Below are 14,549 nucleotides of genomic sequence, written 5' to 3'. Positions count from 1 at the left end.
CGACATCTCGAAGCGTGGAGAACGGCCGCGTCCGCTGTCCCGGGAAGAGCCGCAGATCAGCAGGTCGGGTGACCTGCGACGATAAACGCCAAGCTAAGAGGTCGTTCTCTTTCCGAATGTCGTGTGTGGTTCTCGCTGGTCAGACATGAGATGGCCGCTGTCGCGGGAGTCTCGGCTCGTTGCTGGCCGAGATGTCGTGGAGGTGGCTGATGCCGTCGATGCGCGCGGTTTTGGAAGCGCGGCAGAAGGCCGCGGCGGTGCATGTGAAGGAACTCAAAGCTGAGTTGGAGCGGGTGCGGGCGGCTCTGGCGGACGCGGAAGGGGTGCTTCGGCGTCGGGTGATCGGCCTGGAACAAGTATCTGGAGGCGCTGGCCGAGGAGGATGCGCCCGCCGAGGTGATCGGCGGAGTGCCGCAGAGGAAGCCGGTGGGACCGCGCCGGGCGGTGCCTCATCGGCAGAACGCGGCCGGGGTCGAGGAAGAGGCCCTTCCGTCATGCCTCCGCACCAGCCAACTCACCCGATCCAGCACCCCCGATCGAATCCGACCGACCACACGAACGGATAGAGAACAGCCAGTCAGCCAAGGGCTTCCCCTTTACTGCTCGGCGAGCCACTACTGGTAGGAGAGGCGCTGATGCTGCCGGAAGGACTGGCGGAGGGCCTCGCGGATGCGGTTGCCGTTTGCGGGGGCGAGCTGGGGCGGCGGCTACTGGAGCTTCGGGGCGTCGGCTTGGTCTTCACTGATGGCGGCGCACTGGTGGTGGGAGGCCGAGAGACCGGTGACTTGCTGCGAGTTGCCGTCGGCAGGGGCCGCCGGATCCCGTCACCGTCTCGGTCCCGGACGCCGTTTCTTGCTGGGTGAGTGGTCACACGCTCCGGTGAAGCAGACGAATCGGTGACGCGGACCCCAGGCTCTTCGGGGGAGGGCTGTTCCGGGATCGAGGCTGCTCGTGGGGCTGTCGGCTCGGGGAGCACCGATGCAACGGCCAGGCCTCCGAGGATGGTGAATGCGGCTGCACCAAGAGACCGGACGGCATATTTCCTCAGCCGCGACGGGCGGTCGTCCCGGTCTGCCGGCAAGTTCTGCCGGGGAGTTGGTGACCCAGGAAGGGGGGACGCGGAGGAGCCCGGTCCCCCGCTGACGCGGACCTTCGGCATCGCGGCGTCCGCGGTCGGCGCACCGTCTGTCCGATCGCTCAGCTGTGCCATACCGGGGTCGTATGCCCCGCACTCCGGGCAGGTTACGGCGCCGTTGAGCGTGCGGCTGCACGGGATGCAGTAGTCCATGACGCGACCGTTCTCAGTCCTTGAATTTACGGGAGGGAAGGTGCACCCAAGCCGGGCAACCGTCAGCGGTGGGGAAACGCCACTTGGTTTGTTTCGGGCCGATCTTTAACATGTGCGAACCTCACTCACCGGTCTGCAGGCGGGTCACCGGTTACTGGGGTCAACGGTGGCGATCGAATGAGTGCTCAGTCGCCGACTGAGTAGTGAGGTATGTAACTCTGCTGGAAAGGTCGTCCAGCAGGCTGGGGAAGAAGCTGCCGCTGCGCAGTTTCAAGATGGCCAGGTCCAGGTCCGCCGGCCTGGGTGGCCAGGGTCTTCTCCCGGTGGCCGTTGCGGAAGGCGGTGCGGGCGTCGGTGTGCTCGCTCCACCGGGCGCTGATCCGGCCACTGAACTCGGCCTCGATCAGCTCTTGCAGCATGCGCTCGGCGACGTTGCGGACGAGCTCGATCCCGTCCGCTGTGCGTAGTGACTCCAGCAGGCGTTGTAGGTCGGACTGGGACAAGGCCATCGGGCACCTCTAGGATTGAACTGGCCCTTCACCAGGGAGATTTGGACGATGGCCTGCCTTATGCGCAGGAAGCGGAGACCGTCACCGGATGCACGACCCGGGCACCTGCCCACGCACACCCGCACAGTGATCGCCCACACCATCACGCGGGACATCACGCGGGACGCCATCGAACAAAGTGGGCAGGACGGCGAAGCACCCGGGCGGGAGGAGCGCCGACGCGTCCGGCGTCGGCGAAAACTCCGGCTGAAGATCGCCCTCCGGGGATGTTCCAGGGGCGGGCGGACCAGCAAGGTCCACCTCGCCGCCGACCGCAAGTGCCGCCCGCTGGCGTTCGTGCTGACCGCGGGCCAAGCCGCGGACAGCCCGCAGTTCATCCCGGCAGGGGAAGTCCTTCGCCACCCGCACACCAGCTTCATCAGCCACCGTGGTATCAGCGATCTGCGGCTCGGAGTACCCGGTCAGCCGTGCCCCGGGCGCGGGTCGGGCGGGCGGGTGCCGGCCGGGGCGAGGATCCCGTGCAGCGCCAGGTCCACCAGCATTCCCACGCGGCCTTCCGGGTCGTCGGTACGGCCGTCCGCCCAGGCGCGCATCCCCGTCTCCAGCGCGTTGTGCACGTGTGCGCACACCAGGTCGATCGGTACGTCGTCGCGGAGTTCGCCGCGTGCGGTGGCGGCCTCGAGCAGGCGGTGGATCGTGACGAACACGGCCGGCGTCGAGGACACGTCCGGTCTGAGCAGTGACTCGTGGCGTACGGGGAGGGTGTAGACGAACCTGGCCAGTTCCTGCTGCTGCAACATCCTGCGGACGGCGTCGTTGAGAACCGCCCCGACACGCTGGAGCGGCGGGGTGTCCTGCGCCGTCTCGGACCCGGCCTCCTCGCTGACCAGCAGGCGCTCGAAGAGCGCTCCGAGGACCTCGTCCCGTTCGGAGAAGTGGTTGTAGAAGGTGGCGCGTGAGACCCCGGCAGCGCGGGCGAGGTCCTGGACGCGCACCGCGTCGTATCCCCGCTCGGCGAAGAGTCGCAGCGCATTGTCGACGATCGCGTCGCGGGTCCCGTTCCTCTTGTCCGGTCTCATAAGGCTCAGCTTACTTGACACGTGTCCAGCCGAACTTAGTCTTGACACGTGTCTAATTGGACACGTGTCAAGCAACAGGGAGTTCCACCATGAGGTACCCCAAGGTGTACGCGGCCCTCGCCGTGGCTGCCGCAGCCACGGTCGGCGCCAGCGCCTGGACGTGGGCCGGCCCCGCGGACAAGTCCGGGCCGCAGAAGAACGAAGCGGGCGGGACCCGGGTGACCGAGCCCCTGCGGGCCGAGCACCGCGAGCTGTTCCCGCACATCGAGGCCCTCGCCGACGCGGGCGACGCGATCGGCACCACGCCGTTGCAGGAACAGCGAGACAAGGTGCACGCGTCGTACACGTTCCTCTCCCAGCAGCTCATCCCCCACGCCGTCGCCGAGGACAAGGTGCTCTATGCGAAGGTGGACAGCCTGATCGGCAGGAACGGAAACACCCGCGCGACCGACACGATGCGCCGTGACCACACCGAGGTCGCCACCCTGACCGACAGGCTCGGCGAGCTCGGCGGCAAACTGCACGAAGGCGCACCCTCGCCCGCCCAGGAGCGGGAACTGCGCCAGATCCTCTACTCACTCAACGGCATCGTGGGCCTGCACTTCGCCAAGGAGGAGGAGGTCTTCCTCCCGTTGCTCGACCGCAAACTCAGTGCCGCCCAGGCCCGGCAGATGTTCGAGCAGATGGAGAAGGTCGCGGAGGAGACCGGCGGCGAAGGCGGACACGAGCGCTGACCGCCGTCACCGCCCGCCGCACACGCGCAAGCACACCCGGCGCACCCGACGGCAGACCACCGCCCTGGCCAACTGTGTGGGCGGTGGTGGGCGGGGCGGGATCAGACGGGGCCCGGGGCCGGGCGGGGAACGCCCGGTGCGTACACGCCGGCTCCGGGCACCGTGGGTCCGTGGATGATCCGCAGCAGGCCGGTACCCCACCAGGCGAGCGCGGTCAGCTCCAGCAGCCCACTGATCCCGACGACGGAGAAGAAGAACGGGTGCCAGTCGGTGAGGGTCTGCAGGATGACCCGCAGCGCGCAGCCGATATTGAGAAGGACGAAGGGGCCCGTGAGCGATCCGAGGGTGCCGGGGTGGATGCCGCGCAGGGTGGGCGCCACCCGCGCGGCGATCCCCGTGATCATCATGGAGGCGAAGCCGACGGTGATCGCGTGCCGGATCGCCCCGTAGTAGGCATGGCTGAATGCGAGGCCCGTGACGGACTGGTAGACGGGCATCAGCAGCAGCATCACCAGGGAGAGCGCCAGCCACCCGTAGGCGGCGCGGACGAACTTGCCTGACCGGTGGTCGTTGCGGGGCAGCCGCCGCCACAGGCGCCAGGGCAGTGCCATGGCCGCCACCCCGCCGGCGATCATCAGCCACGGCAGCATCAGGAGGGCTGCGGCCCAGTGGGCGCCGGTCCACCGGTATGCGACGAAGACGACGACCTCGGTGACCACGCCGGCATTGACCAGCAACAGGGCCGTCCAGGCCCGGCGCTCGGGTGTCCGCGCCACCCCGAACATCTGCGGCAGCAGATGACTTGACAGACCGAGGATCATCAGCAGCGCCATGCCGTGGATCTGCATGTCGCGCAGCGGAGCCTGGTAGGTCGCGATGTACCACAGCAGGTCGGAGTGCGCGGCGGCCGTCATGGTCATCGCCGTGTGCCAGAGCCCGAAGGCCGCCTGGCCGACGATCCAGAACACTCCCGAGCCGATGAAGCCCGTGACGGGACGCAGCGGGCCCCCGCTGCGCCGGTACGTCACCAGGAGTTGCCCGGCGAACAGCAGGGACGCGACCAGCGCGAGAGCGTTGCCGGCCAGGGCCACGGGTACCGTCCAACCGCCCCCGGCCCGGTAGCCGGCCGCTCCCATGCCGATGACAGCCGTCACCAGCCCCGTAACGGCCGCCGCCAGGACGACCGGCACCAGGCGCGCGGCGGCCAGGGAGGTGCGCCACAGCCGCGGGAACGCCTGGTAGCCGAAGCCCATGACGAACAGCCCGACCCATCCGGTGATCTGTGCGTAACCGTGCGCGTTGATCTCATGGACGGACACCCCGGTGAAGCGCTCGTCGAAGCCGATCCGCCACAGGATCAGGACGCCCCAGGACGCGCCAACGGTGAGGACGGACAGCACTGCCGCGGTGAAGAACGGGGCGTGGACGGTGTTGCGGTACTTCGGGGGACGTGGCGGGCCGGTGGTGGACAGCTCGACCGGCACAGCGGCCGGGGAAGGACCGGCCGCCCGGCCGGATGCTGCTTCAGGACGGTTACGGTGCACAGTCTTCCTCTGGGCAGGTGAGCCCCGGGGCAGGTGCGCCTCGGGGCGGGGTGCGTCTTCGGGCGCGGGTGTTCCTCCGGACGGGGGCGAGCTCGCGCACAGCCGGGCCGAACACCGGCCCGGGGCAGCACGTCGGCGCACCACCCGCGCGACCGTAGCGCGCGCGACAGCCCCGCCGTATGGGCCACCCAGGGCACTCCCCAGGGGCCCTTTCGACCCTATCCGCGTGGACTTCGACCCCGACCGCCAACAAGCGCCGGCCACGAACGGGCGCCGGCATACCGGCGCCGGGCCGGGCGTCGCCCGGCCACCATGGCCGCCGGAGCCGCACCCGCAACCCACTGGCCCGAGGCCGGACTCGGTCAGGGCTGTACACCTGTTCGCCCAGGAGGACGGCGCTGCTTTCCTCTTGGTGCGGCGGTCTTGTTTCTTCGTTGTACGGCTTGTGAAGCGCACGCCGGCCCATCCCTGATCGTTTCTGTGTCTCGCGACTCGGAAAACGCACCTGAGTCCGTGGATGTCCGGAACTTGTAGGCAACAACGGCCAATTCCGAACCGGCGTACGTCTCGACGACGGCCGAACCCTGACTCTCTGACGGCGTATCAAATCTGACCCACTTGGTGATCTTCATCTGGCCCTGATCTTGGTGATCAAGGTCAGGAGGGAAGAGGTGATCCACGTGGAAGACTGGGCAGAGATCCGCCGGCTGCACCGGGCCGAGCAGATGCCGATCCGGGCGATCGCCCGGCACCTGGGCATCTCGAAGAACACGGTGAAACGCGCGCTGGCGCATGACCGGCCACACTGGCACGTCGTGCCGCTCCCGTACTGGGAATGGATCACTGGCGAGCCTGCGGGTGCCAGGAAGCCGGACAGCTCAGGGGCCCTGGTGACAGGCCGCGTCATTCCCCAGCGGGAGGCAGCGCACCGCCCCGACGAGGACATGCCCTTCCGCGCGGAGTGGGCGTTCCCGTACGAGGGCAGTGACGAGATCTGCGGCCTGGCCCTGGAGAGGGCCCTGCGGGAAAAGACGCTTCCGCGTATGCGGCACCTTCTCGACCGATCCAACCTGCTGGAGGTCGTGCGCAGCACGGACGTGTCACTGAGGACGCGGATGGATCCGCTAGCGGGTGAGATCGTCCTGCGGGTGGACAGCGATCCGCCTGAGGAGGTCGGCGCACTGATCGACCAGGAGGAGGCGGCAGGCGGCTTCCCTCGCTTCGTGCATTGGGCACGTCAACGCCTGGCGGAACGCATCCCAAATTGAAGAAATGGGGTGGGCCATCGCCTGATTGCGGGACGGTGAGGTGCTCACGGCGCGGACGAGATCCCTCGCCACCACGCGCGCCCGCGCCGAACAGCAAGCCACGGCCGGCTGACCTCCCCCAGTTCAGAGCGCGATCGGCCGGTACTTCAGAGCCTCGTCGACGATCTGCTCCGCAGACGCATCCTTGAGGTCGTCCGAGGGGTGGAAGACCAGGTCGCTCACCCGGGGATGCGATACGTTCGCTTCCAGGAGTCGCAGGTAATAGCCACTCGCCGGGGAGGCCGTCAGGAGTCTGCGAACGATCTCAACGAGCTCGTCCCGGTAGATGTCCGCGATCATGGGGCGATCCGGCCGGGCCGCCTCCCTCGCGAACTCCTCCAGACTCCTGCTGCCGTCGCACTCGGCGAAGTCGAGAGCCTCGTAATCGTGTCCAGTCATCGCGTTGAAGGCCGCGATCGCCTCGTCCGCTGCCTCCGGGCGGGAAGCCAGCAGGTCAGCGATCCGCTCGATCTCCGAACACAGATCGTCCAGCCGTTGCCGACTCACGGGCGGGGGCAGCAACTCCGGTCTCAGGTCCACAGCCTGAATTATGTCCCTCGGCGACGACGCGCCCCGGTCGTCCCCTGGTGCTGCGGTTCTCACCAACATGTCGAGACACCTTGATCAAGAGCTGGCTAGTGCTGAATTCCTCTTTCGCTGGGTATATGTCCTGGTGGCGGGGTAGTTGAGGGTGCTCGGGGGCGGGTGCTGGGCGATGGTTTTACGGGCACGACCGGGGCGTGACGAGAACGAGCGGACCGTCGTTCGCCGGTTATCGCGGGCGCGGAAGGCTCCGCGGGATGCGGTGATGCGAGCTCAGATGATCGAGCTGAGCTGGTCGGGGCTGCGCGTGCCGGCCATCGCTGCGGAGCTGGGCTACAGCCAGAAAACGGTTCGGTGCTGGCTGCACCGCTTCAACCGCTCAGGCCTGCAAGGGCTGGATGATCTGGGCGGGCAGGGCCGCAAGCGACGGATCACCGAGGAGGAACGCTCTCGGATCATCGCCCTGGTCAAGACCGTGCCGCCGGGACGGCTGCGGCGGGAGCCGGTCGGGGAGCTATGGGCCTTCGACGAGTCCGGGCCACCCGAGTGGACCCTGGATTCCCTGGCCGCCGCAGCGCGGGCCGAGGGGATCGCAGTGGGGCGCTCACAAGTCCGCCGGATCCTGCTCGCCGAAGGCGTGCGCTGGCGCCGCACCCGGTCCTGGACAAGGTCGACGGACCCGGACTTCGTCCCAAAAGGACAAGGATCACCGACCTCTACACCCACCCGCCCGCCGGTGCGACGGTGATCTGCGCCGACGAGCTGGGGCCAGTGATCCCGCGGACCTTCCCGCCCGCACCCGCCTGGTCACCCGACGGGCACCGGATCAAAGCGGAACTCGACTACAGCCGCGGACCGGAGAAGACCTGGGTCTACGGCGGTCTGCGACCAGCCGACGGCCAGGCAGTCACGATGACCGCATCCTCCCGCAACAGCGTCTTCTACCAGCAGTTCCTGCAACTGCTCGAGGACGCCAACCCACACGGGGAGATCTGGATCGTCACCGACAACCTGTCTAGTCACAACAGCCTGTCCACCCGGACCTGGCTGGAGGATCATCCCCGTATCCACCATGCCTTCATCCCCGTCGGCGCATGTTGGCTCAACCTGCAGGAAGGCTGGTGGCGCATCTTCCGCAAAGCCGCCCTCGCCGGACGGTCATTCGCCAACCGCGACGACATCGAATACGCCACCACCCTTGCGACCGACCAGCTCAACTCCCGAGCCAACCCCTGGGTCTGGGGCAGACCCGCACCGCCAACCCGCCGACTACGACAGCGATACGTGTACACCGTTTGAGGAATTCAGCACTAGGTGATGGAACGTCAGCTGATCAACCCACCAACCACCCCAACCGATCCCTCTACTGAAGGCGACTGACGTAGCGCCACCGCAGTGATCGGCCAGAGCACCCGCCGGCCGGCCTCGCCCGCCCGGTCCTGCTCCCGCTGGGTGTCGTGAAGGGCCGACGAAGACCGGGACGCGGACGCGCTGCCTCAGGCCGACGCCGGCCCGGTGGCGGCCCGCAGTCCGGGGGCGACGAGGGCGCGGAAGACCTGGTCGATCTCCTCCGCGGAGCAGGGCTCGTCCTGGTCGAGCCACCAGGCCAGCAGGCCCAGGAAGGCGCCGGTGACGAAACGCGCGGCGGCCTCCACGGGCACGGGGCCGCTCGCGTGGGCGGCCAGCGGCTCACCCACCGTCTCGACGAGCAGCTCCTCGATGCGCGAGAGCAGCGGCCCAGCGCTGGAGCGGTGGGCCAGCGCCCGTGCCAGATGCCGCTGCTGGTGGGCGTGCCGGAACATCGGGAGGCTGAAATCCAGGGGGTGCCGCGGGCGAGCCGAGCCCACCGGCGGCCGGAGCAGGGAGCGCAGGTCGGCGAGGCCGTCCTCGAGCAGATCCGCCTTGTCGGTGTAATGGCTGTAGAAGGTGGAGCGGCCGACGTCGGCGCGGTCGATGATGTCCGCCACGGTGACCGCGTCGTAGCCCTTCTGGGCCATCAGCGCCGCGAGCGCGTCGAGCAGTGCCCTGCGGGTGCGCCGGACCCGGCGATCCGTTGATGTGACCACGGTCACCTTCCCTTCCTGGACATCCACCGCCGCTCCTGTTCGGTTCCGGACGGCGGGGGGTGGATTGATCATTGCTCACGCCACCTTCCGAACTGTAACTCTCTTTATGGACATGCTGTTCATCAACGAACAGCTCATTCAGTTTCGGTGGCTGAGGAGTGTGGCGATGGAACCGACGAGAGCAGGCGGACTCGCGATCGAGGTGAGGGGAGCGGTCAAGAGCTATCCGCTGGCCGCGGGAGAATGCACCGCGGTCGCCGGGATCGACCTGGACGTCCGCCAGGGCGAGTTCGTGACCGTGGTGGGCAGCTCGGGGAGCGGCAAGACGACCCTGCTGAACCTTCTTGCGGGAATCGACCGCCCGACCGCCGGTGAGATCACCGTGGCGGGGGCGTCCCCTGCATTGCTGCGCGGCGCGGAGCTGGCGGCCTGGAGAGGCCGGTCGATCGGGCTGGTGTTCCAGTTCTTCCAGCTGCTGCCGACACTGACGGTAGTCGAGAACGTGATGCTGCCGATGGACCTGTGCAACACCTACCCGTCCCGGCAGCGTCGGGCGCGGGCCGTGGAGCTGCTGCGGCAGGTGGGCATCGCCGATCAGGCGGACAAGCTGCCCTCCGCTCTGTCGGGCGGCCAGCAGCAGCGGGCGGCCATCGCCCGGGCGCTGGCCAACGACCCGTCGGTGCTGCTCGCGGACGAGCCGACCGGCAACCTGGACTCGGCCACCAGCGACGCGGTCCTGGAACTGTTCGCCGGTCTGGCCGCCGATGGCCGGACCGTGGTCATGGTGACCCACGAGCGGGACGTCTCACGCTTCGCCACCCGCCAGGTCACCCTCGCCGACGGCCGGCTCGTTGACGACACGGCCGTGAGCGCGGTCGTGAGCACGCGATGAGCCTGCTGCGACTGCGGAAACTCGCCCGCGACCTGTGGCTGGCGCGCACCAGGATGGCGATGATGGTCCTCGCGATCAGCCTCAGCGTGCTGTCGGTCGGCTCGTTCCTGACCGCGCGCGCCATCGCCAGCCGCGAGATCAGCGCCAACTACCTGGCCACCCACCCGGCCTCGGCGACGCTGCGGATACCCGCCGGTGTGGACGCGGCCACCCTGGACATCCTCAGGGCCCAGCCCGGTGTGCTCCAGGCCACCGCCCGGGCCTCAGCGCTGACCCGGGTCAGGGTAGGCGACGGAACCTGGCGGATGCTCATGCTGTTCGCCAGCGACCCGGCCGATCCGCAACGCATCGTCACGGTGGCCATGGAGCGCGGCGCCTGGCCGCCGCCTGCGGACGGGGTGGTGCTCGAGCGCACCGCGTTGCCGTTCCTGGGCACCACCACAGGCGGCACGGTCACCGTGCTCGCCCCCGGCGGGCACCCCAAGCGGTTGCGGATCACCGGCTCGGCGCACGACGGCGCGGTGGCCCCGGCCCAACAGGAGCAAACTGCCTACGGCTACACCACCACGGCCGCGCTCGCCCGCCTCGGTCTCGACGCCAGGCTGACCGACGCCAAGGTCCTGATCGGCGACCGGGCCGGTCCCAGCGGTGACCGGGCCGAGATCGAGGCTGCCGCGCAGCGGATCGGCAGGCTCCTGGACTCCCGGGGCGTCCACGTCGACCACATCGAGGTCCCCCGGCCGCTCGCTCACCCCCACCAGGGCCAGATGAACATGGTCTCCTTCAGCCTGCTCGCCTTCGGGGCCGCCTCGCTTCTGCTGTCCTCGGTCCTGGTCGCGGCCATGCTCGGCGGCATGGTCGCCGGGCAGACTCGTCAGATCGGCGCGATGAAGGCCGTCGGGGCGCGTACCAGCCAGATACTGACCATGTACCTGGTGCAGACCGGCGCGATCGCGGCCACCGCCACCATCCTGGCCCTGTGGCCGAGCGCCTGGCTGGGACGCCTGCTGGCCAGACAGGGTGCCCGGCTGCTGAACCTGGACCTCGCGAGCACCGCCGTGCCCGTCTGGGTGCGCTTGCTCGAGGCAGCAGCCGGTGTCGGCGTGCCGTTGCTGGTGGCCCTGGTGCCGCTGGCACGGGGCAGCCGGATCTCCGTACGCGAGGCGATCGACGACCACGGCACGGCCGCCCCGGCCGTGACCGGCCGCACCGAGCGGGCCTTGACGCGGCTGCGCGGCCTGCCCCGCCCACAGCTCATGGCCGCCCGCAACCTGCTGCGCCGCAAGGGCCGCCTGGCGCTGAATATCGGACTGCTGGGGGTGTCCGGCGCGATGTTCCTCACCGGGCTGGGCGCCGCCGGCGGCTGGACGGCCCTGGTGGACCAGGGGGTGGCGCAGCGCCTCGACGACCTGGAGATCCGTCTCGCCGGCCCGGCTCCGGCCGCCCGGCTCACCGAGCTGGTGCGCGCCCTTCCGGGGGTGGCCGATGCCCAGGCCTGGGCGCGCACCGCGACCACCGTGCACGTCCCGGGCAGGATCGATGTCGCCCGGGTCTACCCCGACGACTCCCACGGCAGCTTCACCGTCCTTGCCCCGCCCGCCGACACCTCCCTGCTGCGCCTGCCACTCGCCCGCGGCCGGTGGCTGCGGCCGGGCGACACCAACGCGGTGGTGCTGAACAACCTGTCGTCTGCGCAACTGCCCGGCGTCGGCGTCGGCGACCAGGTGCGCCTGACCGTCGCCGGACGTACCGTCACCTGGCGAGTGGTCGGCATCGGGTCCGACTTCGGCTCCCAGGCGACCGCCTACGTCACCGAGCGCGAGTACGCGGTCGCCGTCGGCCGGAGCGGAACCGCCAGTGTGCTGCGCATCGTCACCGACCGGCACGATCCGGCCGCCAGGCAGGCGGTCCTGGACCGCATCGAAGCCGCCCTGGCCGCCCAGGACATCCCCGTCGAGCAGGTGTTCCGCGCAGACGAACTGCGCTCCGCGCTGGACGGGCACGTCCTGGTCCTGGCCGACGCGCTGATCGCCCTCGGGCTGGTGATGGGCCTGGTCGGGCTTCTCGGCCTGGCAGCCAACCTGGCCACCAGCGTCACCGAGCGCACCCGCGAGTTCGGCGTGCTGCACACCATCGGCGCCTCACCGGCCCAAATACGCGCCATCGTCGTCACCGAAGGCACGCTCACAGCCGCCCTGAGCATTCTGTTCGCTGCCGTCGCGGCGGTGCCGCTGATCCGGCTGCTGGGCGACTTCATCGGCAACCAGGCGTTCCGCCATCCCCTGCCGTTCCAATTCCCGGCACCGGCCCTGCTGGTGTGGACCACCCTCGCCCTGGCCGGCGCCGCCGCAGCAGCGGCGGCCGCGGCCCGCCGCGCCACTCGGCTCACCGTCCGCGAATCCCTCACGGCCCTCTGACCCGACCCACCACCGACCAGACATCCCGAAAGGCACGATCATGAAGCGACGCACCAAGATCATCATCGGCATCCTCGCCCTGGCCGCCCTCATGGCCACCATCCACTTCACCGTCAACGGAATCGGCGCCCTGCAGGTCCTCAACCCGCACGCCCGCTGACCGCCGGCCGCCGGCCGCCGGCCGAGGAACCCGTGCCCAGCCTCATCACACCCACCGCGCCGGCGGCCCCTAAAACATGTGAATGTCGGCGATCACGTACTGCCGCTGACCGCTACGACCGCCTGCTGGCCGCGCACCACACCTGGACGCTGGGCGGCGACATCACCGCCCACGCCACTGACCAGGCACACCTCCTCAGCGACCTGGGAATGCGGCCCAGCCCCGTCGGCGCACTCGCCGTCGATCTCGGCAACCGTCGGCGCCTGGTACGGCGTGGTGTCCGCCGCGAGCTGGTCGAGGAACTGCATCACCAGCACGCCGCCCCCCTCCCGCCCCGACATCGGCCGGTCCAGCGCCTGTTCGACCTTGCTTCTCGGCAGGGGCAGCAGCGCCTTGGGGATGTCGACCCCCACCGACGAGACGATCCCGTCACCCGTCCTTATCTGGTACGGCCTCGACGAGTCGTTGGTGTGGAAGTCCAGCGCACGATAGGAGGTCTCCCGCCGCCCCATGACACCACGGCCTCCCCCCGGACGACGAGCGAGAGGTGATAGGACTCGGGATCGGACTGTCGGACCAGCTTCGGCGTCCGGTTGAAGACCAGTTGCTGGAAGGTCGCGGGCCGCATCATCACCGCACCCAGCTCGATCAGCCGTTGCTCCGCCCGGAAGTCCGCCGCGTGATCACGTGCCAAGGATCTCGTCAAAGATCGTCACCATGGGAAGCACCCTGCCGCGTCGAACGCCGAGACGGCCGTATGACACAGCCACACATGCCTCATGTGCCTCATGTGCCTCATGTGCCTCATGTGCCTCGACCCGCAGTCACTGGCCTGAGTGCGTTGTGGCCAACCGAGCGGTGTTCGAGGCAACCGCCATGGGTGATCATTCGGTCACGGGTGCCATCTGCGGGATGCGCATGAAGGAACGGGCCCCTCGGTAGAGACGCGGTTGGGTCTGTCCAGCCAACGGCTCTGTCCCGTAATCGGTGGTAGCGAAAGGTGACGGCCGTCGTTGGCATGGTGTGCGCGATGTCAATGAGCTTGTGGGTGTGGTGTTTTCGGGACTGTCGGCCCTCGTCGTGGGGGCGTGACAGACGAGGGCGAGGTCATCAGGGTGTCGGCGCGGACCCAGGACGATCCGGTGCCGTGCCCGGTGTGCGGGCAGCCGACGGGCCGGGTGCATGGCTTCCACGGGCGGGCGGTTGCGGACGTGCCGGCGGACGGACGGCGGGTCGTGGCGTCGGTGCGGGTCCGGCGCCTGGTCTGCCTGGTGCTCGACTGCCCGCGGCAGACGTTCCGTGAGCAGGTTCCCGGCGTTGTGGAGCGCTACCAGCGTCGCACCAACCGCCTGGCCGACCAACTCGGCTCCGTGGTCAAGGAGTTAACGGGCCGGGCGGGCGCCCGCCCTCTCCCGCGTGCTGGCTTGCGCGATGTCCCGCTCGACCGCCCTGCGCATGCTCATGCGCAGGGCGGTACCGTCGCTGCGCGTCCCGCGCGTGCTCGGCATCGATGACTTCGCCCTCAAACGCCGGCACCGCTACGCCACCGTGATCATCGACGCCGAGACCGGCGAGCGGATCGACGTTCTGCCTGACCGCACCGCCCAGACTACGAGACCAGCGCGGCCCACTCCGAAACCATGATCCGCTGGGCAATGATCGGCATCATGGTCCGCCGGCTCACCCGGGGCCGCTCGGCGACCCGACCAAGCCCTCGACCGATCTCACGCGCCGCCGGCTGACACAGCGCCCGTCCCCTCACGTGTCGTACAAGCCGTCCCACGGCGCGCTGAACCCGAGGCGGTTCGGGTAGAACTCGGGTCAGTCGTCCCTTTCCTCTCCCTCGGGATACTCCCCGTGGCACTCGCGGACTAGGTGTATTGACCCGCAGCGTTGTTGACACGGCTGATCGGTGGGTGGCCGCCGAGTGCGGTGTGGCAGCGGTGGTGGTTGTAGGTGTGCAGGAAGTCTGCCAGGGCGTCGGTCCGTTCCTGGTTGCCGGCGTAGGGC

The 14,549-nt window shown here is 69.2% G+C and carries 11 protein-coding genes and 6 pseudogenes; 9 read left to right on the top strand and 8 right to left on the bottom strand.

What is annotated here, in order from left to right; all coding sequences use genetic code 11:
* Positions 1-218: 218 nt before the first annotated feature.
* Positions 219-477, top strand: a pseudogene (locus ACZ4EG_RS46055) (hypothetical protein); the annotation flags it as partial.
* 100 nt (positions 478-577) lie between these two features.
* On the opposite strand, the gene ACZ4EG_RS46050 reads toward ACZ4EG_RS46055, so the two are convergent.
* A complete protein-coding gene (locus ACZ4EG_RS46050; protein WP_467794984.1) occupies positions 578-1,288 on the bottom strand; it encodes an SCO2400 family protein in 711 nt (236 codons plus the stop codon).
* A gap of 232 nt (positions 1,289-1,520) precedes the next feature.
* A pseudogene (locus ACZ4EG_RS46045) lies at positions 1,521-1,797 on the bottom strand (transposase); the annotation flags it as partial.
* 162 nt (positions 1,798-1,959) lie between these two features.
* Here ACZ4EG_RS46045 and ACZ4EG_RS46040 point away from each other — a divergent pair.
* Positions 1,960-2,178, top strand: a pseudogene (locus ACZ4EG_RS46040) (hypothetical protein); the annotation flags it as partial.
* Positions 2,179-2,258: 80 nt separating this feature from the next.
* Here the strand turns inward: ACZ4EG_RS46040 and ACZ4EG_RS46035 are convergent.
* Complete coding sequence (locus ACZ4EG_RS46035; RefSeq protein WP_467794983.1) at positions 2,259-2,876, bottom strand: TetR/AcrR family transcriptional regulator; 618 nt, start codon at positions 2,874-2,876, stop codon at positions 2,259-2,261.
* Positions 2,877-2,965: 89 nt separating this feature from the next.
* Here ACZ4EG_RS46035 and ACZ4EG_RS46030 point away from each other — a divergent pair, with 89 nt between their 5' ends.
* Positions 2,966-3,610, top strand: coding sequence for a hemerythrin domain-containing protein (locus ACZ4EG_RS46030; RefSeq protein ID WP_467794982.1), 645 nt, complete (start codon positions 2,966-2,968; stop codon positions 3,608-3,610).
* Between the two features lie 101 nt (positions 3,611-3,711).
* Here ACZ4EG_RS46030 and ACZ4EG_RS46025 read toward each other — a convergent pair whose 3' ends face one another.
* Positions 3,712-5,094, bottom strand: a complete 1,383-nt coding sequence (locus tag ACZ4EG_RS46025; RefSeq protein WP_467794981.1) for a hypothetical protein — start codon at positions 5,092-5,094, stop codon at positions 3,712-3,714.
* A gap of 731 nt (positions 5,095-5,825) precedes the next feature.
* Between ACZ4EG_RS46025 and ACZ4EG_RS46020 the strand changes: the two are divergent.
* Positions 5,826-5,975, top strand: a pseudogene (locus ACZ4EG_RS46020) (helix-turn-helix domain-containing protein); the annotation flags it as partial.
* Between the two features lie 570 nt (positions 5,976-6,545).
* On the opposite strand, the gene ACZ4EG_RS46015 reads toward ACZ4EG_RS46020, so the two are convergent.
* Positions 6,546-7,070, bottom strand: coding sequence for a hypothetical protein (locus tag ACZ4EG_RS46015; protein ID WP_467794980.1), 525 nt, complete (start codon positions 7,068-7,070; stop codon positions 6,546-6,548).
* A gap of 199 nt (positions 7,071-7,269) precedes the next feature.
* Here ACZ4EG_RS46015 and ACZ4EG_RS46010 point away from each other — a divergent pair, with 199 nt between their 5' ends.
* Together ACZ4EG_RS46010 and ACZ4EG_RS46005 are read left to right on the top strand one after the other, a co-directional pair.
* On the top strand, positions 7,270-7,752 hold the full coding sequence (locus tag ACZ4EG_RS46010; protein WP_467794979.1) for a helix-turn-helix domain-containing protein: 483 nt from the start codon (positions 7,270-7,272) through the stop codon (positions 7,750-7,752).
* Entirely contained in the window at positions 7,749-8,303 is a 555-nt protein-coding gene (locus ACZ4EG_RS46005; RefSeq protein WP_467794978.1) for a transposase, read from the top strand. The genes ACZ4EG_RS46010 and ACZ4EG_RS46005 overlap by 4 nt, the downstream gene beginning before the upstream one ends.
* Before the next feature lie 197 nt (positions 8,304-8,500).
* On the opposite strand, the gene ACZ4EG_RS46000 is transcribed toward ACZ4EG_RS46005, so the two are convergent.
* Entirely contained in the window at positions 8,501-9,097 is a 597-nt protein-coding gene (locus ACZ4EG_RS46000) for a TetR/AcrR family transcriptional regulator (RefSeq protein WP_467794977.1), read from the bottom strand.
* A gap of 139 nt (positions 9,098-9,236) precedes the next feature.
* Here ACZ4EG_RS46000 and ACZ4EG_RS45995 point away from each other — a divergent pair, with 139 nt between their 5' ends.
* Together ACZ4EG_RS45995 and ACZ4EG_RS45990 are read left to right on the top strand one after the other, a co-directional pair.
* Positions 9,237-9,962, top strand: a complete 726-nt coding sequence (locus ACZ4EG_RS45995; protein WP_467794976.1) for an ABC transporter ATP-binding protein — start codon at positions 9,237-9,239, stop codon at positions 9,960-9,962.
* Positions 9,959-12,379: an ABC transporter permease gene (locus tag ACZ4EG_RS45990; protein ID WP_467794975.1), complete on the top strand. Its 2,421-nt coding sequence runs from the start codon at positions 9,959-9,961 to the stop codon at positions 12,377-12,379. Before ACZ4EG_RS45995 ends, ACZ4EG_RS45990 begins: the two co-directional genes overlap by 4 nt.
* A 252-nt stretch (positions 12,380-12,631) precedes the next feature.
* On the opposite strand, the gene ACZ4EG_RS45985 is transcribed toward ACZ4EG_RS45990, so the two are convergent.
* Entirely contained in the window at positions 12,632-13,051 is a 420-nt protein-coding gene (locus ACZ4EG_RS45985) for a hypothetical protein (RefSeq protein WP_467794974.1), read from the bottom strand.
* A 511-nt stretch (positions 13,052-13,562) separates the two neighbouring features.
* Here ACZ4EG_RS45985 and ACZ4EG_RS45980 point away from each other — a divergent pair.
* Positions 13,563-14,144: pseudogene (locus ACZ4EG_RS45980) on the top strand (transposase family protein); the annotation flags it as partial.
* 266 nt (positions 14,145-14,410) lie between these two features.
* Here the strand turns inward: ACZ4EG_RS45980 and ACZ4EG_RS45975 are convergent.
* A pseudogene (locus tag ACZ4EG_RS45975) lies at positions 14,411-14,549 on the bottom strand (IS481 family transposase); the annotation flags it as partial.

The sequence above is a fragment of the Streptomyces sp. NPDC025638 genome (genome assembly GCF_055558775.1).
The sequence above is the reverse complement of the archived record's forward strand: the minus strand, read 5'-3'. Positions and strand labels throughout refer to the sequence as shown.

Bases quoted from the DNA above. Each gene is read 5' to 3' on its own strand.
- ACZ4EG_RS46050 (WP_467794984.1), bottom strand. From the start codon at position 1,288: ATGGACTACTGCATCCCGTGCAGCCGCACGCTCAACGGCGCCGTAACC.
- ACZ4EG_RS45995 (WP_467794976.1), top strand. From the start codon at position 9,237: ATGGAACCGACGAGAGCAGGCGGACTCGCGATCGAGGTGAGGGGAGCG.
- ACZ4EG_RS46035 (WP_467794983.1), bottom strand. From the start codon at position 2,876: ATGAGACCGGACAAGAGGAACGGGACCCGCGACGCGATCGTCGACAAT.
- ACZ4EG_RS45985 (WP_467794974.1), bottom strand. From the start codon at position 13,051: ATGGGGCGGCGGGAGACCTCCTATCGTGCGCTGGACTTCCACACCAAC.
- ACZ4EG_RS46015 (WP_467794980.1), bottom strand. From the start codon at position 7,070: ATGTTGGTGAGAACCGCAGCACCAGGGGACGACCGGGGCGCGTCGTCG.
- ACZ4EG_RS46030 (WP_467794982.1), top strand. From the start codon at position 2,966: ATGAGGTACCCCAAGGTGTACGCGGCCCTCGCCGTGGCTGCCGCAGCC.
- ACZ4EG_RS45990 (WP_467794975.1), top strand. From the start codon at position 9,959: ATGAGCCTGCTGCGACTGCGGAAACTCGCCCGCGACCTGTGGCTGGCG.
- ACZ4EG_RS46010 (WP_467794979.1), top strand. From the start codon at position 7,270: ATGCGAGCTCAGATGATCGAGCTGAGCTGGTCGGGGCTGCGCGTGCCG.